The organism is Lacrimispora sp. 38-1 (assembly GCF_049890855.1).
Classification (GTDB): Bacteria; Bacillota; Clostridia; order Lachnospirales; family Lachnospiraceae; genus Lacrimispora.
The window spans coordinates 273,462-296,495 of sequence record NZ_JBANEW010000099.1 but is presented as its reverse complement, the minus strand read 5'-3'; the positions used below and the strand labels follow the sequence as shown (position 1 = coordinate 296,495).

The following is a 23,034-nucleotide window of genomic DNA, read 5'->3' as shown; positions in this document are numbered from 1 at the left end:
TCATGGAAATAGACAGTATGTATGAGGAACTTGGAATCAGCCGGAAGGTTCTGGACTTTGGAACAAAGATTGAGACAGATTTGAAATCAAGATTTGAAGAAATAGATAAAAATGCGGAATATAACCAGATGAAGGTCATTAAAGCCATGCAGGATAACAGAGTCAGTGACATTCATTTTGCAGCAACCACTGGCTATGGGTACAATGATCTGGGGCGCGATACACTGGAGGCTGTTTATGCCAGTGTTTTCCACACGGAAAGCGCGCTGGTAAGACCCAATTTAATCAGCGGTACCCATGCACTTTCCATCGCCTTATCCGGGAATTTACGTCCGGGAGATGAACTTCTTTCCCCTGCAGGAAAGCCATATGATACGCTGGAGGAAGTGATTGGAATCAGGGAGAGTGTGGGATCACTGAAAGAATACGGTGTTGTATACCGTCAGGTAGACCTCCTTTCCGATGGAACCTTTGATTATGATTCCATTGCAAAAGCGGTAAATGAAAAGACACGTCTGGTTACCATTCAGCGTTCCAAGGGCTATGATACCCGCCCCACTTTTTCTGTTTCACAGATCGGTGATCTGATTTCTTTCATAAAAAAAATCAAACCCGATGTTATCTGTATGGTAGATAACTGCTACGGTGAGTTTGTGGAGCGGATTGAGCCTTCCGATGTGGGCGCCGATATGATTGTGGGATCACTGATCAAAAATCCCGGCGGAGGTCTTGCTCCCATCGGCGGTTATATTGCCGGAAGAACAGACTGTATCGACCGTGCTTCCTACCGCCTTACTGCACCAGGACTGGGGAAGGAGGTCGGCGCAAGTCTGGGGCTGAACCAGTCTTTTTACCAGGGACTCTTTCTTTCTCCCACAGTAGTGGCAGGTGCTTTAAAGGGTGCTGTTTTTGCGGCGAATATTTATGAGAGACTGGGATTTCCGGTAGTACCTGATGGAACCCAGTCCCGCCATGATATTATACAGGCTGTCACGTTTGGAAATCCGGAAGGAGTGATCGCTTTCTGCCAGGGAATTCAGGCAGCGGCACCGGTGGACAGCTTCGTTACTCCGGAGCCGTGGGATATGCCGGGATACGATGCCCCTGTTATTATGGCAGCCGGTGCTTTTGTACAGGGATCTTCTATTGAGTTAAGTGCGGATGCCCCAATTAAGCCGCCATATGCAGTATATTTCCAGGGCGGTCTTACCTGGTATCATGCAAAGCTTGGAATATTGATGTCACTCCAGAAGCTTCTGGAAGCAGGTTTGATTGTATTGTAAAAAAGGGTGTACACAGCTGTAAAATTATGCTAGAATATTTTGATAGGTATGGATAATCCTGCCAGGAAACAAAAAGGAGTATCATAACAGATGAGAGGTAAAAACTACTGGGTACTGCTTCTTCTTATGCTTGCCGGTGTTGTGATCGGCGGCTTTGTCGGAGATCTGACTAAGACAATCCCATGGCTGTCCTGGTTAAATACTGGCCAGTCATTTGGATTTGATGCTCCGTTAATTGTCAATTTTGGTATTCTGGTTATAACCTTCGGCATTAATATTAAAATTACCATGGCTGGCATTATAGGAATGGCTGCAGCCCTGGTGGCGTATCGGTTGATTTAAATCATACATGTGTCTGTTGCGTACCTGGAGAGTAACCGTAGGAGGCATATGGAACGTATAACGATGAAAGACATCCCTAAGGATGAAAGGCCCTGTGAGAAGTGTTTAAAAGAGGGTCCGGAAGGTTTAAGTGATGCAGAACTTCTGTCCATTATTATCCGGACAGGTTCCAGAGAGGACAATTCCCTGGCACTGTCACAAAAGATACTGGCCTTAAACTATCCGCGAGAGGGTATTTTAGGGCTTTTGCATCTTTCCATGCAGGAACTGATGCAGGTGAAGGGAATCGGCCGTGTGAAAGGTGCACAGCTTTTATGCATCGGAGAACTTTCCAGAAGAATCTGGAAGAGGACGGCCTGCCCCAAAGGAATTAATTTTCACAGTCCTCAGGATATCGTCAATTACTTTGTGGAAGATATGCGCCACAGAGAGCAGGAGCAGGTTTTTGTCATGCTCTTAAATACAAAAGGTGCCCTTATAAAGGACATTATGATCTCTCAGGGAACGGTGAATACTTCCGTTGTTTCTCCCAGGGAGATTTTCATTGAAGCAGTCAGACATCATGCAGTCAGCCTGGTTATGGTCCATAATCACCCCAGCGGAGATCCGGCTCCCAGCAGAGAGGATCTTTCTATTACCCGCAGGGTGAAGGAGGCAGGGGATTTAATTGGTATCAGACTGTTGGATCATATCATTATAGGAGATAATTCCTATATCAGTTTAAAAGAACGGGGAATCGTATAGATGGAACCAAAGCGCAGTAAATATATTCTGATTGCATTAACAGTTTTTTGTGTCCTCTTAATTGGACTGACTTCGATTCATGACGAGTGGCTTACGCCTCTTCGGACCGGCGTGGGATATTTCCTGATCCCGGTACAGTCGGGAGTCAATTCGGTGGGATCTGCTATTTATGATGAGTTCACGGATTATTCCAAGCTTAAGGATGCGATGATTGAAAATAAGGATATGAAAGATCTTATTAACCAGCTGACTGAGGAAAACACCAGGCTGCAGTCAGAAGAATTTGAATTAAAACGATTAAGGGAACTGTACAGTCTGGACCAGGAATACGGACAGTATACAAAGGTTGGAGCCAGAGTAATTGCCAACGATTCAAGCAACTGGTTTAAAGTGTTTCGAATTGACAAAGGTTCCAGGGATGGAATTGCCACAGATATGAATGTGGTGGCAGGCGGCGGCCTTGTGGGAATTGTTACCGACGTAGGTGCCAATTATGCTACCGTACGGTCCATCATAGATGATTCCAGCCGGGTCAGCGGTATGGCCATGCAGTCCGGAGACAGCTGTATTGTTGCCGGCGACTTAACCCTGTTTAAAGATGGCAGGTTAAGGATTACCAATGTATTAAAAGAAAGCGATTTAAAAGACGGAGATAAGATCGTAACATCCAATATCAGCTCTGTGTTTTTACCTGGAATTTTAGTGGGATATGCTTCCGATATCACCAATGATACGAATAATGTGACTAAATCCGGTTATTTAATTCCGGCAGCAGAATTTGACAGCCTTCAGGAGGTGCTTGTAATTACCCAGCTGAAGGCCGATATGATGAAGGAAGGGGAATCAGCCCCATCTGCAGAGGGAGAAGAGACTGCACAGACGACTGCGGAATCAGCCCAGACTTCAGAAAGTGAAAGCGCTTCTCAACAGTGAAAAGGAGTAACATGAGACGGATTTTATTCAACGTACTGCTGATTATACTGGCATTTACCATTCAAAACTGCATATTCCCCCTGCTTCCATTTTTATCGGCTGCACCCAATCTGCTTTTAATTCTTACATTTTCCTTTGGGTTTATGCATGGGAAAGAAGCCGGGATGTATTATGGCCTTTTATCAGGTCTTCTTATGGATTTGTTTTACAGCGGACCCTTTGGTTTTTATACCCTGATTTTCATCTTTATGGGATATGCTAACGGAATATGTACCAGGTATTACTATGAAGACTATATAACGCTGCCATTAATTCTGAGTGTTTTAAACGAACTGGCATACAATTTATATATCTACGTGTTCCGCTTTTTAATCCGGCAGAAACTGAGGATTGGTTTTTATTTTATTAATCTGGTCCTGCCGGAGATTATTTTTACCGTTGTAACCACGCTTCTTCTTTATCGGGTATTCCTGATTATGAACCGTCATTTGGAAGAGATTGAAAAAAGAGGTGATTCGACTATTGTTTAGGGAATTGTTGGAGATCATAAGAGATTTAATCAGGAAAGCGGCATCATCCCGTCTTTTTATTCTTGCGATCATCTGCTTTGCCATGTATACCGGACTGGTTCATAAGCTTTTTAATATGCAGATCATTCATGGTGAAAAAGCGCTGAATGATTATTTACAGCTTACCGAGCAGACCATTACGACTGCAGGTACCAGAGGGAACATCTATGACAGAACCGGAAAGGTGCTGGCATATAATAAACTGGCCTATTCTGTTATGATTCAGGATACTGGAGCCTATAAGAATTCGGATGATAAAAACCGCATGTATTTAAGACTGGTGCAGATTCTTAGAAAGCATGGAGAGACCGTACAGGGTAAATTTGAAATAGCTGTTGATTCCAATGGCGATATGGTTTATACTTCTTCTTCTGAATCCGCAAGGAAACGTTTTCTACGTGATTATTACGGCCTGAAAAAAGTGGAGGATTTAGATGACGAAAAGGGCCTTTATCCTTCCAATTTAAGTGCCAGGGAATTATTTGAACAGATCTGTGAGGATAACGGATTAAACAGTTTAAAAAATTCTGACGGCGCAGCCATATCTGTTACGGATCAGGAGGCGCTGGATATTATAAATATAAAATATGCTCTGCGTCTTATGCTGTACCGGAAGTATGAGGCGACGGAAGTAGCCACGGAAGTATCTGATGAAACGGTGGCTGATATTCTGGAACACATTGGAGATATGCAGGGAGTTACGGTAGAAGAGACAACAATCCGTGCCTATAATAACAGTGTTCCCTTTGCCCCTGTGATCGGATATACCGGAAAGGTTCCGGAGGAACAGCTGGAAAACCTCCAGAGCCGTAAAGATGACTATGATATCAATGATATTGTAGGCCGTACAGGCATTGAGTATACCATGGAGCACGATCTGCAGGGAACCAAAGGGAAAAAGACCATCTACAAAGACAGTGTAGGCAGAATCCGGGAAACCAAGGACGAGACGGATGCTTTGGCTGGCAATGATGTTTATTTAACGCTGGATGCAGATCTTCAAAAAGGGATTTATCATCTGATCGAGCAGTCTCTTGCAGGCGTTTTGATTAAAACCATAGTTAATGGAGACTATCAGGCGGGCAGCACGACTGACGGATCCAATATGAAAATTCCGGTAAAAGATGCTTATTTTCAGCTGATTAATAACAATGTCCTGTCTTTAAGGGATATTGAGGCAGAGGATGCGTCAGATACCGAGAAAAACATATACCGGAAGTATGAAGCTTCCCAGAAGCAGATATTTAACGGTCTGCGAAACGAACTCATGAGTCCTCATGCAACGGATATGAAAAATCTTCCGGAAGATACGAAAGCCTATATGTTCTATATTTACAGCTATCTTTCCGGTCCCACAGTGGGAATTATTAAAGAAGGGGCCATGGATACAACCAGTGATGAATTTAAGGCGTGGAAATCAGATGAGATCAGCTTAAGGGATTATCTTTATTATGGAATTGCAAACGGCTGGGTTGATACGACAAAACTGGAGACAGATACCAAATATTCCAGCGCAGATGATACGTTTGAAGCACTGGTAAATTATGTGCTGGGCAAACTGGAAGAGGACAGAAATTTCACCAAGAAGATATACCGGTATTTAATCAATAATGATACTATTACCGGACAGGAACTTTGTCTGGCTTTATATGATCAGGGCGTATTAAAGGAAAATGAACAGGACATTGCTGAATTGAGAGCAACGAAAGATGCTTACAACTTTCTTCTAAAAAAGCTGTCTGCGCTTGAAATCACTCCGGCTCAGCTGGCATTGTCACCCTGTAACGCAGGAGTGGTAGTGACCAATGATAAAACAGGAGAGGTTCTTGCACTGGTGTCTTATCCTGGATACGATAACAACCGGATCGGGGATGGCTCTTATTTCAGCCAGCTTCAGGCGGATTTATCCCTTCCCCTTTATAACAATGCCACACAGACGCGAAAAGCGCCGGGTTCTACGTTCAAGCCGATTACGGCAGTAGCTGCTCTTGAAGAGCATGCGATCACTGCAGATGAGACGATTAACTGTACAGGAATTTATACAGATGTGGAACCTCCCATTAAGTGCTGGATCTATTCGGGTCACCATGGTCCGCTTAATATCGTGGGGGGAATTGAAAACTCCTGCAACTATTTCTTCGCGGATTTAGGACACCGCCTTTCCACAGATGGCAGCGGAATCTATACTCCGGATTTGGGACTGGATGTTTTGCGGAAATATGCATCAAAATTTGGACTTGACCACAAATCCGGTGTGGAGATTGGGGAGCTGGATCCTCAGATTTCCAAAGAAGCGCCGGAACGGTCCGCCATGGGACAGGGAAGCCACGCTTATACCAATGTCCAGCTGTCAAGGTATGTGGCTGCCATAGCAAACAGGGGAACTGTTTTTGAACTGAGTTTACTTGATAAAACAACGGATTCTGAAGGTAATCTGATCAAAGATTATACCCCTGAGATTTCTTCTCATATTGACGCGGCGGGCTCAACGTGGGATACTGTACAACAGGGAATGAGAGAGGTGATTGCTAACGGTTCGACAAAGAGATTATTTGCTGACCTTGAAGTGGAGATTGCCGGTAAGACGGGAACTGCCCAGGAGGCCCGCAATAAGCCGAATCATGCGTTCTTCATTTCTTATGCGCCATATGACAATCCGGAAATCTGTGTAACAGTGAATATTCCGTATGGCTATTCATCATCGAACGCCGCCAACATTGCGAAAAATGTCTATAAGTATTATTATGGCTATATAGACTTAGAATCCATTGTAAACGCAGGCGCCCTGGATGCAGCAAAGGTCAACATTCGCGACTAACGAGGATAAGAGGTGATATGATGCATGATACCGTAGTAATAAAAAGCAACAAAGCAGGTATGACTGTTATCCTGGATCCGGATATCCCCTTCCCTCAGCTTCTTTCTGACATTGGGAAGAAATTCGGAGATCATGCCAAGTTCTGGGGATCCGCACAAATGACTCTGACAATCGAAGGCAGAGAAGTTACACCCGAAGAAGAATTCGCTGTTATAAACCAGATTACGGAAAATTCCAATGTGGAAATTATCTGCCTGGTGGATACCGATGCAAACCGTATGAAGAGGTGCGAAAAAGCACTTAATGAGAAACTGATGGAACTTTCCTGTCAGACAGGCCAGTTTTTCAAAGGCAATTTACAAAATGGAGAGACTTTGGAATCAGAGGCAAGCATTGTGATCATCGGGGATGTCCTGAAGGGTGCAAAAGTTATGGCAAAGGGGAATGTAGTTGTTCTTGGAAAGCTTTCCGGCACTGTTTGTGCAGGTGTGGCGGGAAATAAGGGTGCGCTGATTACAGCGCTTGAAATGGCACCTTCCCAGCTGAGAATTGCAGATTGTACCTCAGGACTTGACGGCAGAGGCCGCCGTCTTGGACGCGGACCAATGAAGGCATATCTGGAAAATAATAAAGTCCTGATAAAACCAATGAAAAAAAGTGTGGAAATATTCCGAAAATTAAGGTAAAATAGAATGAGGTATAAAAAACAGGAGGATATGGTATGAGCGAGATCATCGTAATCACTTCTGGAAAAGGCGGGGTAGGCAAGACGACAACTTCTGCCAATGTTGGTACCGGACTGGCGATTCTGGGTAAGAAGGTAGTCCTGATAGATACAGATATCGGGCTTCGGAACTTAGACGTGGTTATGGGTCTGGAAAACCGCATTGTCTATAATCTTGTAGACGTGGTAGAGGGAAACTGCCGTATGAAGCAGGCCCTGATTAAAGACAAAAGATACCCGAACTTATTTTTACTTCCATCAGCGCAGACGCGGGACAAGACTGCAGTTACGCCTGGGCAGATGGTGAAACTGGTGGATGATTTAAGAGATGATTTTGATTATATTCTGTTAGATTGTCCGGCCGGAATTGAACAGGGCTTTCAGAACGCAATAGCAGGTGCTGACAGAGCCATTGTTGTAACAACTCCGGAGGTGTCCGCAATCCGGGATGCAGACCGGATTATTGGTCTTTTGGAAGCTGCCGATATGGGCAGCATTGAACTGATTGTGAACAGGATCCGGGCCGATATGGTGAAAAGGGGAGATATGATGTCTCTTGATGATGTCATGGACATTCTGGCCATCGATATTATCGGTGCTGTTCCGGATGACGAGGATATTGTCATTTCCTCCAATCAGGGGGAGCCTCTGGTAGGCATGGGGACTCCAGCCGGACAGGCCTATATGGACGTATGCAGGAGAATCATCGGTGAGAATATTCCGATTCAGAATCCAGCGGTACGGGAAGGTCTGTTCTTTCGACTCTCGCATCTCTTAAAGAGAGCATAGGGGGGTCTGATATGAGCCTGTTTCCTGTATTCCGTAAGAAGAATTCAGGAGAAATTGCAAGAAATCGTCTGAAACTTTTGCTGGTTGCGGACAAGGCTGACTGTTCTCCTGAGATCATGCAGATGATAAAAGACGATATGATCCGTGTTATTTCACGATACATGGATATTGATTCCGACAGAATAGAGATACAGATGAAAAAATTAAAGCAACCGGATTGTGAACGTTTTACACCGGTGCTTTATGCAAACATCCCTATTCGCGATGTACCTGACAAGGGGATATACTGACTATGTTTTCTGACTACAATTTTAAATATTATAATTACCGGTTAGTTTTGTACATGCTGTCACTGGCTGTGATTGGAATTTTAGTGGTGGCAAGCGCCTCCAACCAGGATTCAGGTATTGTGACAAAACAGATTATCGGCGTAATGGTGGGATTTGCACTGGCAATCGGGCTTTCCATCATAGACTATCGTAAGCTCGTTAAGCTTTATGTTCTGGTTTATGGACTTTGCATCCTACTACTGGGAGCGGTTCTTGTCATGGGACATACCGCAGGAGGCGCGACCAGATGGATCAACATCCCGGGCATCGGGCGGATCCAGCCTTCTGAATTTGTGAAAATCGGACTTATCGTATTCTTTTCCTGGTATTGGAATAAATACCAGGAAAGGATGAATACGCCTGTTATGGTGGGGCTGGCTGCGTTGCTTGCGGCATTTCCCATAGGTCTTATTTTTGCAGAACCCAATTTATCTACCAGTCTGGTTGTTACCGTCATCATACTGTGTATGGTGTTCTCAGCCGGAATCAGTTACCGATGGATCGGCGGTGTTCTGGCAGTCGCGGTGCCGGCAGGCATGCTGTTTATATTTCTGCTGACGAAGGGCTTAATTCCTTTCATACACGATTATCAGGCGCGGCGTATCCTTGCGTGGATTTATCCTCATGCGGAACAGTATGCGGAAAACTTATACCAGCAAAAGAATTCAATTATGGCAATCAGTTCCGGACAGCTTCAGGGAAAGGGACTTTTTAATACAACCATTGCTTCTGTGAAAGACGGAAACTTTTTATCGGCCGGTGAAACGGATTTTATCTTCGCTATTATCGGAGAAGAGATGGGATTTCGAGGCAGTGTGATTGTCATTGCTCTTATTGGACTGGTTGTATTTGAATGTCTTTATACTGCATCCAAAGCAAAAGACATGTCCGGCAGGCTGATTTGCACCGGTATGGCAGCCCTGATCGGTTTCCAGGCTTTTTCCAACATCGCGGTAGCGACACAGATCTTTCCAAATACAGGTCTGCCGCTTCCCTTTGTCAGTTCCGGAGTGAGCTCTTTAATCAGTATTTTTATGGGAATGGGTCTGGTGCTGAACGTTGGACTGCAACGCAAAATCGGTAATTAAAAGGAGGTATATCGTTATGAATATAGGACTAGTTGCTCATGATTCAAAGAAAAAGCTGATGCAGAATTTCTGCATTGCGTACAGAGGTATTTTAAGTAAGCATATGTTATATGCAACAGGAACAACGGGACGTTTGATTGAGGAAGTTACGAACTTAAATGTTCATAAATATCTGGCAGGTCATCTGGGAGGAGAACAGCAGTTAGGATCCCAGATTGAGCACAACGAGATCGACCTTGTGATTTTCTTAAGAGATCCTCTGACACAGAAATCACATGAACCGGATATCGTAAATATCATGAGAACCTGTGATATGCACAACATCCCTCTTGCAACCAATCTCGCCACAGCAGAATTATTGATTAAATCTCTGGAGCGCGGTGATCTGGAATGGCGAGAGATGTATAAATAACAGAGGTAGATATAAGTGAAAAGAAGAGTTTTTGTGACATCAGGCTGCATCATCTTAAGCACACTTTACCTGTCGGGCTGCGCCGGTTTTCATAAACTTGACAATCCTTATGTGTTTTCTGAAAGGACCGCCCTTTACCAGTCTTCTTCTGTGGCTGGTAAATCGGAAACCTTTGCCCATGATCTTTGTGTAGTATCGAAAGATACTCCTGATTCAGATGACTCAGTGACAGCAGAAGCTGCCGCTGTATTTGATTTGTCTGATAATACTGTATTATTTGCAAAGAATCCTTTTGAGAAATTATATCCTGCCAGTATTACCAAGACTATGACTGCGCTTTTGGCAGTTAAGTACGGGAATCTCTCGGATGAGGTGACAGTAACGAAGGATGCTGTGATTAAGGAATCAGGTGCCAGTTTATGCGGAATAAAACCAGGAGATAAGCTGACCATGGAACAGCTTTTATATGGTCTTATGATTCCGTCCGGGAATGACGCAGGTGCTGCTATCGCTGTGAATATGGCGGGAAGTGTTGATCAGTTTGCCCAGATGATGAATGACGAGGCGAAGAAGCTTGGAGCGACTGGGACACATTTTGTAAATCCCCATGGACTCAGTGATGAAGATCACTATACAACAGCTTACGACCTGTATTTAATATTCAATGAAGCTTTAAAATACCCGGAATTCCGCAAGATAATCGGTACGGTCCAGTATAAGACATCTTATCAGGGAAGTGACGGCAAGACGGTAAACGCCACCTGGAAGGGTACCAACTGGTATATGACAGGGGAGCGCAAGACTCCGGAGGGACTTACAGTCCTGGGAGGCAAAACCGGAACCACACTTTCAGCTGGAAGCTGTCTTATTATGGGGAGTTCAGATACTTCGAAAAAAGAGTATATTTCAGTCGTTTTAAAGGCCCCGGATCATGCCGGACTTTATGATAACATGTCAAATATCCTGAATAAAATTGTAGAATAGTGATTGCCTTTCTTATGAATTTGTACTATAATTATATTAATCCGAATAGACTTTTTATACAAATCATATAACGCAAGGAGGAGAGTGCTATGGTGCAGATAATAGCAGGAAAAAAGGGTAAGGGGAAAACAAAGCATCTGTTAGACAGAGCTAATTCCGCAGTAAAAGACTCAAAGGGCTCTATTGTATATTTGGACAAAAGTTCGAAGCATATGTACGAGTTAAGTAACAAGATCCGTCTCATTAATGTCAATGAGTATCCGATTACTTCAAGCGAAGGATTTATTGGTTTTATCTGTGGTATCATATCTCAGGATCATGATTTGGAGATGATGTTCTTTGACAGCTTTTTAAAGCTGGCCTGCCTGGAGGGAGAAGACATATCAGAAACCATAGCGACTTTGGAAAAGATTGGTGAAAAGTATCATATTACCTTCGTTCTCAGCGTTTCTGTTGATGCGGAGAATATACCGGGGAACACCAGGGCTAATGTGGTTGTTTCATTATAATCATAGATAGGAATCGGGGACTGCGTGCCAGTCCCCTTTATTATTTTGTGAATAAGAAATGGAAGGCATTTACACGGCTTCCATGTTTTGCTTGAATTTTTTAAATTTTCCTTTTATAATAGCTAAAAGGGAAAGGAGGCGTCAGGTTGGCTAAACAAAAGGCAACACAGCCATCAAAGAAGGCTGTACATCCTAAAAAAAACAAAAAGATCATCCGCTATCGGCGGCCTCTGAACATCAATGTTGGTATGATTATTTTTGCTCTGATTTTCGTATATATGGTCTTTAGTGTAATTACCTATGCACGCAGAGACAAGGTGCAGTTTTATGAAGTGCAGGAAGGCAGTATTGTTAACAGTAAAGATTATACGGGAATTATACTTAGACAGGAAGAAGTGAAAAACGCAGACCGTTCCGGCTATGTGAATTATTATGTGCGGGAAGGGAAACGGGCAGCTGCCGGGACAAGAGTTTATTCCATTGACGAGACCGGAAGCATTACTACGTTTCTTGCAGAGCATTCACAGGACAATGTAACATTGACTTCGGAGAATCTTGCAGAATTAAAAAAACAGCTGACCGCATTCAGCCTTACTTATGACAATAACCAGTTTCGTTCTGTATATGATACAAAATATACACTGGAAGCTGAAGTAATGGAATATATGAATCTTAATGCCCTGGATAATCTGGGAAGTATGATGGATGAGGCAGGGATCAGTTTTGAACAGGTGAAAGCCGATCAGGCAGGGATCGTGTCCTATGGTGTGGATTCTTATGAAGGATTGCAGCCTTCGGCAATTTCTGAAGCCGTTTTTGACCGCAGCAGCTATACAAAAAGCAAGACACAATCAGGAAAGCTGATTGAAAAAGGAGCGCCAGTCTATAAAACTATTACCTCCGATCAGTGGTCGGTGGTATTTCCCATGTCAGAGGATGATATAAAAGCTTATGGAGATAAAAAGAATCTGACTGTGGGATTTTCCGGCCGTGATTTAAAAGCTACAGGAAGCTTTTCCGTAATGACTGGAACAGATGGGAAAAGCTTTGGCAAGCTTGACTTAGACAAATATATGGTGCAGTTTGTTTCAGATCGTTACGTAAATTTTGAAATTGTTTCAGACCGGGTTGACGGACTTAAAATCCCTGTGACAGCTGTGACAAAGAAGGACTTTTATCTGGTTCCCATGGACTATATGACTCAGGGCGGTGACAGCTCTGATACCGGTTTTAATAAAGAGGTCTATTCGGAATCGGGAACTTCCGTGGTATTTGTTCCCACAGAAATCTATTATTCTGAGGGGAATAATTATTACATAGAGATGGATCAGGCTGACGGCTTTAAGGCTGGGGATTATATAGTAAAACCCAATTCTACAGAACGCTATCAGATCGGGGCCAGCAATTCCCTTCAGGGAGTTTATAACATAAATAAGGGATATGCTGTTTTTAAGCAGATTGATGTCCTGGTTTCCAATGATGAATATTATACGGTTAAGAAGAATATGACATATGGACTTGCTGTATATGACCATATTGTTCTCAATGCAGAATCTGTCAATGAGGGAGAATTGATTTATAAATAAGAGGTGATAAACTTGGTAAAAGAAAATCTTTTAATAGTACAAAACCGAATAGAAGAGGCATGCAAAAGATGCGGACGGGACCCGAAAGAGGTTACTTTAATAGCTGTCAGCAAAACAAAGCCTGCTGAGATGATTACTGACGCCTATGAGGCAGGAGTCCGTGATTTTGGAGAAAATAAAGTCCAGGAGCTTTGTGATAAATATGAGCTGCTTCCTGACGATATTCGCTGGCACATGATTGGTCATTTACAGCGCAATAAGGTAAAACAAGTGATTGACAAAGCTGTGCTGATACACAGTGTTGACTCTGTCAGGCTGGCAGAGCAGATCGAGGAAGAAGCAGCAAAGAAACAGATCTGTGTGGATATACTCCTGGAAGTGAACGCTGCTAAAGAGGAATCCAAGTTTGGTTTTCATTTGGAGGAGACAGAACAGGCGATTCGCCATATTTCTCTTTTTCCCCATATAAGTATAAAAGGACTCATGACTATTGCACCTTTTGTAGAAAATTCTGAGCAAAATCGTCCTGTTTTTAAAAAATTAAATAAATTTTATGTTGACATGCAAAGGAAAAACATTGATAATGTTAATATGAATATGCTCTCAATGGGTATGACTGGAGACTATGAAATTGCCATAGAGGAAGGAGCTACTCTGGTAAGAGTCGGTACCGGAATTTTTGGTACAAGATATAAGATTGGAGAGAATGAAGTATGAGCATTTTAGGCAAATTGATGGATAGCATGCGCTTGAATGATACAGATGATGAAGACGATTACTATTTAGATGACGACTATGAAGATGATAGCGATAAACATGCGAAGAAACCCCTCTTTTCCAAAAAGACAGAAGATGATTACTACGATGAAGAGGAGTATGAACAAAAGCCCCGTTTCTTATCACGCTCTCCCAAGGTAGTTCCCATGAAGCAGTCTCGTACAATGGAGGTTTCCATGGTTAAGCCTACCTCTATTGAAGATGCGAAGGAAATTTGCGATCATATGCTTGCCGGTAAGGCAGTTGTACTTAATATGGAAGGAATTCATACTGAGGTAGCTCAGAGAATCATAGATTTTACATCCGGTGCTACTTATTCCATGAATGGTAATTTGCAGAAAATATCAAATTATATATTTATAGCAACGCCGGAGTCCGTTGAGCTTTCCGGTGATTTTCAGGATTTATTAAACAGCGGAAGTCTGGATATGGGCGGAATGAATTTACGCCTTTAACAGATTTTTTTCAAAAAAATAATGGTTTCTCTTAATGGGACAAGCAGGCATTTTTCCATATCAGCAGCTTCTTTTTTGTAAAATCTAATGAAAAAAAGAAGTTCAGGGAAAATTGTTTGCTTTCTTCCATATTATTGTCCACGTTTTCTGGACATAAAGGGGTGCCCGAAGGGTGTTCCATATTATTGTCCATGCTTTTTGGACATAGAGGGGTACCCGAAGGGTATTTCATAATAGAGGATAATGATAAGACGAAGTGGAGGAAAAGCAGCATGGGTAGCAGAATGCCGGTACATTTGGACGGTACCTTTATTTACGACATAGTGATGGAGGCTTCGTTTGATGGTTTAAAGGAAGAACTGACTAAAATGAACTTAGGAGAGCGTAAAGTCTGTATCGTCACAGATACTAACGTAGCTCCTCTTTATCTGAATGAGGTTGAACAGATTATTTCCGGCTGCTTTCATAAAACAGAATACTTTATTTTCCCTGCAGGAGAAGAGCATAAGAATCTGGATACAGTGCGGAAGTTATATGAGACTCTCATTGTTAAACAGTTTGACAGACACGATTATCTGCTGGCATTAGGCGGCGGGGTTGTTGGTGATCTTTGCGGATACGCAGCGGCCACTTATCTGAGGGGAATTTCCTTTATTCAGGTGCCGACCACACTCCTTTCACAGGTGGATTCAAGTATCGGGGGAAAGACAGGTGTTGATTTTGACGCCTATAAAAATATGGTCGGTGCGTTTCACATGCCAAAGCTGGTATATACCAACATCGCTTCATTAAAAACATTATCGGAGGAGCAGTTTTCTTCCGGCATGGGTGAGGTTATTAAGCACGGTCTGATTCGGGATGCTTCCTACTATCAGTGGCTGTCTGATCATGGCAGTGAAATACAAAACCGTAATCTGGATATTTTAAGTGAGATGGTTACAGTCAGCAACCGGATTAAGCGTGATGTGGTGGAAAAGGATCCCACTGAGCAGGGAGAACGTGCGCTTTTAAATCTGGGACATACATTGGGGCATGCCATTGAAAAACTGTCTGATTTCAGCCTCCTGCATGGACATTGCGTCGGCCTTGGGTGCATTGCCGCTATGGCAATCTCTGTAAAAAGAGGACTCATCCACGAAGATCAGATTCCTGTACTTTCAGAATTGATGAAACGTTACCGTATGCCGGTTACAGTAACTGGATTATCTCCGGTTGAAATAGTAAAAACTACGAAGAGTGATAAAAAAATGGATTCGGGAGCTATCCGCTTTGTCTTATTGGAGCAGATTGGCAAAGCCTTTGTTGATAAAACAGTTACCGAAGAGGAAATGACAGAAGGGCTTGCCCGGATTTTAGCTTAAGGAGAACTCATGAAACAAAAATCATATTTAATCATTGGAATGTTTATTGGCTTTTTTTGTGCCATAGGATTGGATCAATGGACGAAATTACTTGCAGTCAGACATTTAATGGGCCAGAAGCCCTATTCCGTATGGAGCGGAGTATTTGAATTATATTATTCGGAAAACCGTGGGGCAGCTTTCGGCATGCTGCAGGGAAAACAGTACTTTTTTCTTCTGATTGCTGTATTGGTATTAGTCTGTGCCGTTTATTGCGTCAGCCGGATGCCGGCGGCCAAAAAATATCTGCCGTTACATTTAATTGCCATGTTTTTATCAGCAGGTGCAGTTGGTAATATGATAGACCGGTTCACAAGAGGCTACGTGGTGGACTTTTTATATTTTAAATTAATAGACTTTCCTATATTTAATGTAGCTGACTGTTATGTTACTGTTTCCATGTTCTTTTTTCTGCTCTTATTTTTATTTTACTATAAGGAAGAAGACTTACAATGCCTGTCTTTAAAAAAGAAGGAGGAACAGGCTTGAATCAGGAATATTTTGTGGAAACAGGCGAAGCAGGAATCCGCATAGACAAGTATTTAAGTGACCGTAACCAGGAGATATCCAGATCTTATTTACAAAAGCTTCTAAGGGATGAGAAGGTTCTGGTAGGTGAAAAAACGGTAAAGAGTAATTATAAAGTCTGCGCTGGCGACAGAATACAGTTAACGGTTCCTGATGCAGTTGAGCCTGAGATTGAACCGGAAGAGATGGATCTGGATATTCTTTATGAGGATAAGGATATTATTCTTATTAATAAGCCAAAAGGCATGGTGGTTCACCCGGCCGCAGGCCATTACAGCGGCACACTGGTGAATGCTTTGATGGCCCATTGCCGTGATGATTTATCAGGAATAAACGGGGTTATGCGTCCAGGCATTGTTCACCGCATCGATATGGATACCACAGGTGTATTAATTGTCTGTAAAAATGACAGCTCCCACAATTTAATAGCCAAACAGCTGAAAGATCATACAATTACGAGAAAATATTATGCAATTGTACATGGGGTGCTGAAAGAAGAGGAAGGCACGGTCAATGCGCCCATCGGCCGCCATCCAATAGACCGGAAGAAGATGAGTGTGAATGAAAAGAATGGAAGAGAAGCAATTACTCATTTTCGTGTTTTAGAGCGTTTTAAGCAGTTTACCTATGTGGAATGCCAGCTGGAGACTGGACGGACACACCAGATCCGCGTTCATATGGCCAGCATTGGTCATCCGCTTTTAGGAGATTTCGTTTATGGCCCTCAAAAGAGTCCTTACAAGCTTACTGGGCAGACTCTGCATGCAGGAGTATTAGGTATTATTCACCCTGCAACAGGAGAATATATGGAATTTCATGCACCTTTACCCGATTATTTTGAAGAATTACTAAGAAAGTTGCGCGCCACCTAGATCAATTCCAGGTGGCTTTTTGTTTTCAGAATAGAATTGATAAAAAAACCAGGACATAAATAACTGTTAAATATAGAATAAAATATGGATTTTTCAGAAATTTAGTTGTATAATAGTAATATAAGAGAACTGGAAGGAGTGATCGATATGAGTGAAAACTTAGTGATTGCAATTGGAAGACAATGCGGAAGTTCTGGTAAGATCATTGGTGAGAAGCTGGCAAAAGCGCTTGGTATCAAGTGCTATGATAAAGAATTACTGGCTCTGGCTGCGAAAAATAGTGGTTTATGTGAGGAGTTATTTCAAAGTCATGATGAAAAGCCAACCAACAGCTTTTTATATTCTCTTGTTATGGATACATATAATGTTGGACTATCAAGTTCCGGTTATATGGATATGCCCATTAATCACAAGATTTTCCTGGCACAGTTTGATACAATTAAGAAACTGGCAGAGGAAGAGTCCTGTGTCATTGTAGGAAGATGTGCGGACTACGCCCTGGCAGATAATCCCAATCTTGTTTCGGTATTTATTACTGCGGATGATAAGGATAAGATCCAGTCTTTAAAGGAACTGTATCAGATTGATGATGCAAAAGCGAAGGAAGTCATGGTGAAAACAGATAAAAAGCGTTCCAGCTATTATAACTACTATTCCAACAAAAAGTGGGGAGATGTAAGAAGCTATGATTTATGCATCAACCGAAGCCGGATTGGAGCAGATGGAGCAGTCGATATTATACTTAAGTACATTGATGTGAAAATGCAGGGGAAAAAATAATAATTGGTTGAGTCAACGGACATTTCTTTGAAAAGAGGGAATGTCCGTTGACATTATATGCTAATTGTGGTATTGTTTGAATATACAAAATAATGTAAATTGATGAGAGCGTGATGAAATGACAGTAAAGAACCTGGTGTATGGAAATTTATATCAGAAAACTGGAGTAGCTAAGAGCATGCTGGCTCTTGACTTAATGTCAAGGAATGCAGGAGACAGGCTTCTTCCTATATCAGAGTATCAGGAAAGATTTGGAGTTTCCCGGGGAACTATACAGAATGCTTTTGCCTGTTTAAAGGAGAGCAATGCGGTGGTCTTGGAAAACCATGGACACCAGGGGACTTATATCATGTCCCTGAATAATAAGAAATTACAGGAGCATTGTATGCCAAGGGGAATTCTTGGCATTATGCCGCTGCCGTATTCATTGACGTATGAAGGATTGGCTACTGCCATGTATGAACAGTTTTATTCTTTGAACTTTAACATGGCTTATGCAAGAGGCGCAGTAGGACGTATAGAACTGGTAGAATCCGGAACTTATCATTTTGCAATATGCTCCCAGTTTGCTGCAGAGCAATCCGTAAAAGAAGGAAAGCAGATTGAAATAGCAATGAATTTTGGTCCTGGAAGCTTTCTTTCCAGACATGTGCTGCTATTGGCTGATTCCAGATTTGACAGCATTCAGGATGGGATGAGGGTGGCTTATGACAGCAATTCCCTAGACCAGAGCTGCATCACAAGAAATATCATTCATGGCAGGGACGTAGTCCTGGTTCCGATCAGAACACAACAGACTGTAACTGCTTTAAAAGAAGGAATCATTGATGCCGGAGTCTGGAATTATGATGATATACTGGAAAATAAGCATGACTCTTTCAAAGTGGCATTTTTAGATGATTCCGATTATAATAACCTGTTTTCGACGGCTGTTCTGGTAACTGGAAAAGAAGAAAAGTGTTTAAAAGCAATGCTGATGAAATATATAAATTCAGCACAGGTAATGACTATTATACGTGATGTAAGAGAAAAGAAAAGAGAACCCTATTTTTAATTGGGTTTTTCATTCATCAATGTACAAAATATTGTATATTAGAATTTTTTGGGGAGAAAATTATGAATTTAAATGAACTTTTGATGGAGCGTATAAACATTCTGGAAGAAAATCATGTAATTTGTAATGAAGCTGGCAATTTATCAAAAAAAGCTGTCATGCTTATACTGTCGGAAGTACCTGATTTAGAAGAAACGAAAGCGGTAATGTTCATTACACATCTGGCTATGGCAGGACAGAGAATTTTGGGCGGTGAAAATGAAATTCCTCTGGACCCACTGGTTTTTAAAAGTGTTATGGGTGAACCTGTTTATAAACAGGCACAGGCACTTAGAGATGAACTCTTACAGGAAACAGATATTCCGTTTCCGCAATCAGAAAAGGATTTTCTGACCGTTCATTTGTGTAATTTACTTACATATTAGAGGGTATTAATGCAAAAGTGCATTTATATATAAAGGAGAAAAAAGGAGGCAGCAAAATGAAAATTGTGGTTGGGGGCCAGATTGACAAGGAAGAAATCGCCAGCCTTGTGAGTCAGCTGATGAACGGAAAGGCTGAAATTGAGATCAGGGGGGATCTTGATGGGGCGATGGGAATTAAGGAAGGGAAATACGATTATTATGTGGGGGCTTGTAATACAGGGGGTGGCGGAGCACTTGCAATGGCTCTGGCACTGCTGGGTTCTAAATCCTGCTCTACTATTTCCATGCCGGGTCAGATTAAAAGCGGGGAGTTTATAAGAGAAGAGGTTAATAAAGGAAAAAAGGCTTTTGGTTTTACAGCGCAGCATAAAGAAGACGTTCTTCCTGTCCTGTTAAAGGCGATTTGTGAGAAAGAGGGGGTATAAAAATATGAAATATATTGTCATTACATTAATAGGAGCGTTGGCTTCCGTTCTTTCCAACCAGGGAATTGCAGTATTTAATGATGGCTTTCGTCCAATTGCAGGCCAGTATTTTAACGGGGAGATCAGCCGGAAGGAATTAGCTGCCATGAGCTTTGCCATCAGCTTTGGATTGGTGATCGGCTTTGGCATTCCCACTTCCATAGCGGCAAGTATTATACTAATTCACTGTTTATTGCTGACAACTGATATGATCGGTTCCTTTTGCAGTAACAGCAGAAACGGAATGATATTGTCGGCTGCAATCGGAGCCGTATATGGTGCTGCGATTCTGGCAGGACTTGAATTTATAGTAAAACTGTTTGGCTATCTGCCGTATAACTTTACAAGTGATTTAGGAAGTGTGTCTGGTTACATAACAGTATCATTTGCTATTTTTCCAGCGGTTGGTATTGCTTATCAGCATGGTTTTAAGAAAGGAATGGCGGCTGGTGGTGTCACGATCCTGGTTTATTATCTGATTAAGAAATTTGGAGTTTTCGCTCTTGGAGCAGGTAAGGTAACTTTAAACGCGGAAGGCATGGCGATGCTGGCAGGAATGATACTAATGATTGTTTATGCAGCACAACGCAAAGGAACAGAGAATACCAATGAGGTCCTTACTCAGGGGTTTGAAGGCAATATTCTCCGGATTCGCAAGAAATGGCTGCTGCTGGCAATTATGGGCGGACTTCTTGCGGCAGGCACCAGTCTTTCCATTGTAGCAGGTGATCCGGCTTCATTAGCACTGTTGGCAAAGCAAGAGTATAGTAACGCCGGTTTAACTGCACTTGCAAGAGCAATTGGCTTTATTCCTCTTGTATTTACTACTGCCATTGTCACCGGAGTATATGGCGCGGCAGGATGTACGTTTGTTTTTGTGGTTGGATTATTTTTCCATGGGAATACCATTGTTGCCTTTATACTTGGTTTTGCAGTTATGGTTGCTGAAATTTATCTGATCAATATATTTGCAAAAGGCATGGATCGTTTCCCAGGTGTGAAAGACATGGGTGAATATGTAAGAACCTCCATGAATAAGGTTCTCGAGGTTTCGCTGCTGGCAGGAGGAATTGTGGCAGCGGAAAAGATGTCTGTTTCTGCCTCTGGATACACCGGAATTGGAGCTCTGTTTGTAATTGGAGCATTTCTGTTAAATAAAAAATCCAGGAAGCCGATCGTAGATCTTGCAGTGGGTCCGGTAGCATGTATTGTATTTGGTGTACTGATGAATCTGCTTCTCCTGATCGGACTCATCGCAGTTCCTGTTGCGAAATAGAGAGGGGATACCAGATGGAAACGATTGAGCGTTATGCAAAAAAGACATTTCTTGCACTGAAAGATCCCTATCATACCGTTGTTTCTGTGAAGCCAGGCATTATTGACAGGGTATCTTCTTTTTTGGAAAAACAGGGTACCGTCTGGTACACAGGAATTAAGAATACAGATTCCATACCAGCAGAACTAAAAGAACGGCTGGAGAAGAAAGGCTTTCTTATTCACACAACGGATAAAATGGCTTTAGGAGGAAGAGCAGTTGACTTACAGCTTGTTAATCCCATCACTGGCAACTGGATGACCGGTTCCAGCAGCGGTACGGCCTTAAATGTATTCTATGGAATAAATGATGCAGGTATCGGAACGGATGGCGGGGGCAGTGTGCTGGCCCCAGCCGCCGCTCTCAATCTTTATGGGTTTATTTCCCCTATGATAGAACAGGAGAAAATGATTCAGTATCATAGGATTTCAACAGATGGGATTGGTTTTCGACCTGCCATCGGAGCAATTACCAGGGACCTTGAAACTATGGAAAAGTTAGTAAGTCCCATGTTTGGATATGACTTATCAGAGTTTATGCCCCAGGAAAACAATTATAGAATCATTGAGATGCAGCAATTTGATGACCAGCCGGACATTTATGGAAGCCGGGAACCCTTGATAAAATACTTGAAAAATACAGTGAAATCCGGTACTGTCGTTATTTCCGCGGAAGGACCGGTGGACGTAAATGCACCTGGTGACAGCATATATGGTCATTTTGATGAAGTTACTGCCAAATGCCAGGCCCGATCGGGAAAAGGACTGATGCGTGTTGTTAATATGAGCGGGAAATCAGCACTGACTGTTCCGGCTAAAGGTCTTGGCCGCTGTACAGTTCTTATCTGTGAGAGCAGACAGGAGGACATTGCTTATATGTTCAGGAAAGCAAGATTATTTCAGACTGAACCTTCCGCTTTAATTCAACGGTATTTCTTGAATTTTGATATGTATTTTCAGTCGTAAAATCAGGAGGAGAAAATGAAAAAAGGATATACCCTGATGCATGAACACATCACCATAGATTTATCCGGGATCAAGAACGATGAAGACTGCCGTCTGGACTGCTTTGAAGAGACAGAAAAAGAGCTCAGCCGCCTGCATGAGCTTGGGGTAAGACGAATTCTGGATGTGACAAATATAGGCATGGGACGGGATCCCCAGTACTGTTTTCGCATGGAAAAGAAGACCGGAATTGAGATTCTTAGAGCAACAGGATTTTATAAGGAACCATTTCTTCCGGAGTTTGTATATAACATGTCTGTAAGAAATCTGGCGGAACTTGCTATAAAAGAAATCTTAGAAGGGATTGAAAATACAGGAATAAAAGCAAGAATTATTGGGGAATTCGGCACCAGTAAGGATACCTTTACAGAAATGGAAAGAAAGGTTTTCGATTCCATGGCTCTTGCAGCCGTGCAAACCGGTGCGGTTGTTACTACCCATACTACCCTTGGAACCATGGCTTTGGAGCAGGCAAAATATTTAAAATCTGAAGGAGTAAAGCCGGAGAAAATCATTATCGGGCATTTAGATCTTTCTCAAAATCCGGATTATATTCTTTCGGTATTGAAAGAAGGAGTAAATATCGGGTTTGATACGGTAGGAAAAAATAATTACTGTCCGGATTCGTTTCGTGCCAGGACTCTGAAACGAATTGCTGAAGAAGGATATCTTGAACAGGTAGTGTTATCCATGGACATTACCAGAAAGTCACATCTAAGGAAGTGGGGAGGACCCGGCTATGCTTATCTGTTTGAAACATTTCTTCCCATGCTTCTGGAATACGGGTTATCTGAAGAGCAGATTGAGCTGTTAATGATAGATAATCCAGACAGGATACTTGAATAGGAGG

The 23,034-nt window shown here is 42.4% G+C and carries 26 protein-coding genes; all 26 read left to right on the top strand.

What is annotated here, in order from left to right:
• Window positions 1-2 precede the first annotated feature (2 nt).
• Window positions 3-1,283: an aminotransferase class I/II-fold pyridoxal phosphate-dependent enzyme gene (locus V7D18_RS27030; protein ID WP_426159106.1), complete on the top strand. Its 1,281-nt coding sequence runs from the start codon at window positions 3-5 to the stop codon at window positions 1,281-1,283.
• 90 nt (window positions 1,284-1,373) lie between these two features.
• Complete coding sequence (locus V7D18_RS27025; protein ID WP_426159105.1) at window positions 1,374-1,625, top strand: DUF4321 domain-containing protein; 252 nt, start codon at window positions 1,374-1,376, stop codon at window positions 1,623-1,625.
• A gap of 48 nt (window positions 1,626-1,673) precedes the next feature.
• Window positions 1,674-2,369: a RadC family protein gene (gene radC, locus V7D18_RS27020; protein ID WP_426159103.1), complete on the top strand. Its 696-nt coding sequence runs from the start codon at window positions 1,674-1,676 to the stop codon at window positions 2,367-2,369.
• Window positions 2,370-3,302 (top strand): rod shape-determining protein MreC, encoded by a 933-nt coding sequence (gene mreC / locus V7D18_RS27015; protein ID WP_426159102.1) that lies wholly within the window; start codon window positions 2,370-2,372, stop codon window positions 3,300-3,302.
• Between the two features lie 11 nt (window positions 3,303-3,313).
• Complete coding sequence (gene mreD, locus V7D18_RS27010; RefSeq protein ID WP_426159099.1) at window positions 3,314-3,832, top strand: rod shape-determining protein MreD; 519 nt, start codon at window positions 3,314-3,316, stop codon at window positions 3,830-3,832.
• Window positions 3,825-6,689: a penicillin-binding transpeptidase domain-containing protein gene (locus tag V7D18_RS27005; RefSeq protein WP_426159097.1), complete on the top strand. Its 2,865-nt coding sequence runs from the start codon at window positions 3,825-3,827 to the stop codon at window positions 6,687-6,689. The genes mreD and V7D18_RS27005 overlap by 8 nt, the downstream gene beginning before the upstream one ends.
• A gap of 20 nt (window positions 6,690-6,709) precedes the next feature.
• Complete coding sequence (locus tag V7D18_RS27000) at window positions 6,710-7,375, top strand: septum site-determining protein MinC (RefSeq protein WP_117415490.1); 666 nt, start codon at window positions 6,710-6,712, stop codon at window positions 7,373-7,375.
• A 35-nt stretch (window positions 7,376-7,410) separates the two neighbouring features.
• Complete coding sequence (gene minD, locus V7D18_RS26995) at window positions 7,411-8,202, top strand: septum site-determining protein MinD (RefSeq protein ID WP_104437449.1); 792 nt, start codon at window positions 7,411-7,413, stop codon at window positions 8,200-8,202.
• Window positions 8,203-8,213: 11 nt separating this feature from the next.
• Complete coding sequence (gene minE / locus V7D18_RS26990; protein ID WP_426159095.1) at window positions 8,214-8,492, top strand: cell division topological specificity factor MinE; 279 nt, start codon at window positions 8,214-8,216, stop codon at window positions 8,490-8,492.
• A gap of 2 nt (window positions 8,493-8,494) precedes the next feature.
• The gene (locus V7D18_RS26985; RefSeq protein ID WP_426159093.1) at window positions 8,495-9,619 is read left to right on the top strand and encodes an FtsW/RodA/SpoVE family cell cycle protein; all 1,125 of its coding nucleotides are present in this window, start codon (window positions 8,495-8,497) and stop codon (window positions 9,617-9,619) included.
• Between the two features lie 16 nt (window positions 9,620-9,635).
• The gene (mgsA, locus tag V7D18_RS26980) at window positions 9,636-10,031 is read left to right on the top strand and encodes a methylglyoxal synthase (protein WP_097004165.1); all 396 of its coding nucleotides are present in this window, start codon (window positions 9,636-9,638) and stop codon (window positions 10,029-10,031) included.
• Window positions 10,032-10,046: 15 nt separating this feature from the next.
• Window positions 10,047-11,015, top strand: a complete 969-nt coding sequence (locus V7D18_RS26975) for a D-alanyl-D-alanine carboxypeptidase family protein (RefSeq protein WP_426159092.1) — start codon at window positions 10,047-10,049, stop codon at window positions 11,013-11,015.
• An 89-nt stretch (window positions 11,016-11,104) separates the two neighbouring features.
• Entirely contained in the window at window positions 11,105-11,524 is a 420-nt protein-coding gene (locus V7D18_RS26970; protein WP_104437445.1) for a twitching motility protein PilT, read from the top strand.
• Between the two features lie 146 nt (window positions 11,525-11,670).
• The gene (locus V7D18_RS26965; RefSeq protein WP_426159089.1) at window positions 11,671-13,110 is read left to right on the top strand and encodes an HlyD family efflux transporter periplasmic adaptor subunit; all 1,440 of its coding nucleotides are present in this window, start codon (window positions 11,671-11,673) and stop codon (window positions 13,108-13,110) included.
• 12 nt (window positions 13,111-13,122) lie between these two features.
• Window positions 13,123-13,827: a YggS family pyridoxal phosphate-dependent enzyme gene (locus V7D18_RS26960; RefSeq protein WP_426159087.1), complete on the top strand. Its 705-nt coding sequence runs from the start codon at window positions 13,123-13,125 to the stop codon at window positions 13,825-13,827.
• Window positions 13,824-14,342, top strand: a complete 519-nt coding sequence (locus V7D18_RS26955; protein ID WP_314463312.1) for a cell division protein SepF — start codon at window positions 13,824-13,826, stop codon at window positions 14,340-14,342. The genes V7D18_RS26960 and V7D18_RS26955 overlap by 4 nt, the downstream gene beginning before the upstream one ends.
• A gap of 272 nt (window positions 14,343-14,614) precedes the next feature.
• The gene (aroB, locus tag V7D18_RS26950; protein WP_426159085.1) at window positions 14,615-15,703 is read left to right on the top strand and encodes a 3-dehydroquinate synthase; all 1,089 of its coding nucleotides are present in this window, start codon (window positions 14,615-14,617) and stop codon (window positions 15,701-15,703) included.
• A gap of 9 nt (window positions 15,704-15,712) precedes the next feature.
• A complete protein-coding gene (gene lspA, locus V7D18_RS26945; RefSeq protein ID WP_426159083.1) occupies window positions 15,713-16,231 on the top strand; it encodes a signal peptidase II in 519 nt (172 codons plus the stop codon).
• The gene (locus V7D18_RS26940; RefSeq protein ID WP_426159081.1) at window positions 16,228-17,142 is read left to right on the top strand and encodes an RluA family pseudouridine synthase; all 915 of its coding nucleotides are present in this window, start codon (window positions 16,228-16,230) and stop codon (window positions 17,140-17,142) included. The genes lspA and V7D18_RS26940 overlap by 4 nt, the downstream gene beginning before the upstream one ends.
• 147 nt (window positions 17,143-17,289) lie before the next feature.
• The gene (locus V7D18_RS26935) at window positions 17,290-17,922 is read left to right on the top strand and encodes an AAA family ATPase (protein ID WP_426159079.1); all 633 of its coding nucleotides are present in this window, start codon (window positions 17,290-17,292) and stop codon (window positions 17,920-17,922) included.
• 118 nt (window positions 17,923-18,040) lie between these two features.
• A complete protein-coding gene (yhfZ, locus tag V7D18_RS26930) occupies window positions 18,041-18,976 on the top strand; it encodes a GntR family transcriptional regulator YhfZ (RefSeq protein ID WP_426159077.1) in 936 nt (311 codons plus the stop codon).
• A 62-nt stretch (window positions 18,977-19,038) separates the two neighbouring features.
• Window positions 19,039-19,401: a PRD domain-containing protein gene (locus V7D18_RS26925; protein ID WP_426159075.1), complete on the top strand. Its 363-nt coding sequence runs from the start codon at window positions 19,039-19,041 to the stop codon at window positions 19,399-19,401.
• 56 nt (window positions 19,402-19,457) lie between these two features.
• The gene (locus V7D18_RS26920) at window positions 19,458-19,826 is read left to right on the top strand and encodes a DUF2620 domain-containing protein (protein WP_426159073.1); all 369 of its coding nucleotides are present in this window, start codon (window positions 19,458-19,460) and stop codon (window positions 19,824-19,826) included.
• A gap of 4 nt (window positions 19,827-19,830) precedes the next feature.
• Window positions 19,831-21,141: a YhfT family protein gene (locus V7D18_RS26915; RefSeq protein WP_426159071.1), complete on the top strand. Its 1,311-nt coding sequence runs from the start codon at window positions 19,831-19,833 to the stop codon at window positions 21,139-21,141.
• Between the two features lie 14 nt (window positions 21,142-21,155).
• Complete coding sequence (locus V7D18_RS26910; RefSeq protein WP_426159069.1) at window positions 21,156-22,145, top strand: amidase family protein; 990 nt, start codon at window positions 21,156-21,158, stop codon at window positions 22,143-22,145.
• A 15-nt stretch (window positions 22,146-22,160) separates the two neighbouring features.
• Complete coding sequence (locus tag V7D18_RS26905) at window positions 22,161-23,030, top strand: phosphotriesterase family protein (protein WP_426159067.1); 870 nt, start codon at window positions 22,161-22,163, stop codon at window positions 23,028-23,030.
• Window positions 23,031-23,034: the final 4 nt, after the last annotated feature.

Coding starts and splice junctions, on each gene's coding strand:
- V7D18_RS27030 (WP_426159106.1), top strand. CDS start 3: ATGGAAATAGACAGTATGTATGAGGAACTTGGAATCAGCCGGAAGGTT.
- V7D18_RS27025 (WP_426159105.1), top strand. CDS start 1,374: ATGAGAGGTAAAAACTACTGGGTACTGCTTCTTCTTATGCTTGCCGGT.
- radC (WP_426159103.1), top strand. CDS start 1,674: ATGGAACGTATAACGATGAAAGACATCCCTAAGGATGAAAGGCCCTGT.
- mreC (WP_426159102.1), top strand. CDS start 2,370: ATGGAACCAAAGCGCAGTAAATATATTCTGATTGCATTAACAGTTTTT.
- mreD (WP_426159099.1), top strand. CDS start 3,314: ATGAGACGGATTTTATTCAACGTACTGCTGATTATACTGGCATTTACC.
- V7D18_RS27000 (WP_117415490.1), top strand. CDS start 6,710: ATGCATGATACCGTAGTAATAAAAAGCAACAAAGCAGGTATGACTGTT.
- minD (WP_104437449.1), top strand. CDS start 7,411: ATGAGCGAGATCATCGTAATCACTTCTGGAAAAGGCGGGGTAGGCAAG.
- minE (WP_426159095.1), top strand. CDS start 8,214: ATGAGCCTGTTTCCTGTATTCCGTAAGAAGAATTCAGGAGAAATTGCA.
- V7D18_RS26985 (WP_426159093.1), top strand. CDS start 8,495: ATGTTTTCTGACTACAATTTTAAATATTATAATTACCGGTTAGTTTTG.
- mgsA (WP_097004165.1), top strand. CDS start 9,636: ATGAATATAGGACTAGTTGCTCATGATTCAAAGAAAAAGCTGATGCAG.
- V7D18_RS26970 (WP_104437445.1), top strand. CDS start 11,105: ATGGTGCAGATAATAGCAGGAAAAAAGGGTAAGGGGAAAACAAAGCAT.
- V7D18_RS26955 (WP_314463312.1), top strand. CDS start 13,824: ATGAGCATTTTAGGCAAATTGATGGATAGCATGCGCTTGAATGATACA.
- aroB (WP_426159085.1), top strand. CDS start 14,615: ATGGGTAGCAGAATGCCGGTACATTTGGACGGTACCTTTATTTACGAC.
- lspA (WP_426159083.1), top strand. CDS start 15,713: ATGAAACAAAAATCATATTTAATCATTGGAATGTTTATTGGCTTTTTT.
- V7D18_RS26935 (WP_426159079.1), top strand. CDS start 17,290: ATGAGTGAAAACTTAGTGATTGCAATTGGAAGACAATGCGGAAGTTCT.
- yhfZ (WP_426159077.1), top strand. CDS start 18,041: ATGACAGTAAAGAACCTGGTGTATGGAAATTTATATCAGAAAACTGGA.
- V7D18_RS26925 (WP_426159075.1), top strand. CDS start 19,039: ATGAATTTAAATGAACTTTTGATGGAGCGTATAAACATTCTGGAAGAA.
- V7D18_RS26920 (WP_426159073.1), top strand. CDS start 19,458: ATGAAAATTGTGGTTGGGGGCCAGATTGACAAGGAAGAAATCGCCAGC.
- V7D18_RS26915 (WP_426159071.1), top strand. CDS start 19,831: ATGAAATATATTGTCATTACATTAATAGGAGCGTTGGCTTCCGTTCTT.
- V7D18_RS26910 (WP_426159069.1), top strand. CDS start 21,156: ATGGAAACGATTGAGCGTTATGCAAAAAAGACATTTCTTGCACTGAAA.
- V7D18_RS26905 (WP_426159067.1), top strand. CDS start 22,161: ATGAAAAAAGGATATACCCTGATGCATGAACACATCACCATAGATTTA.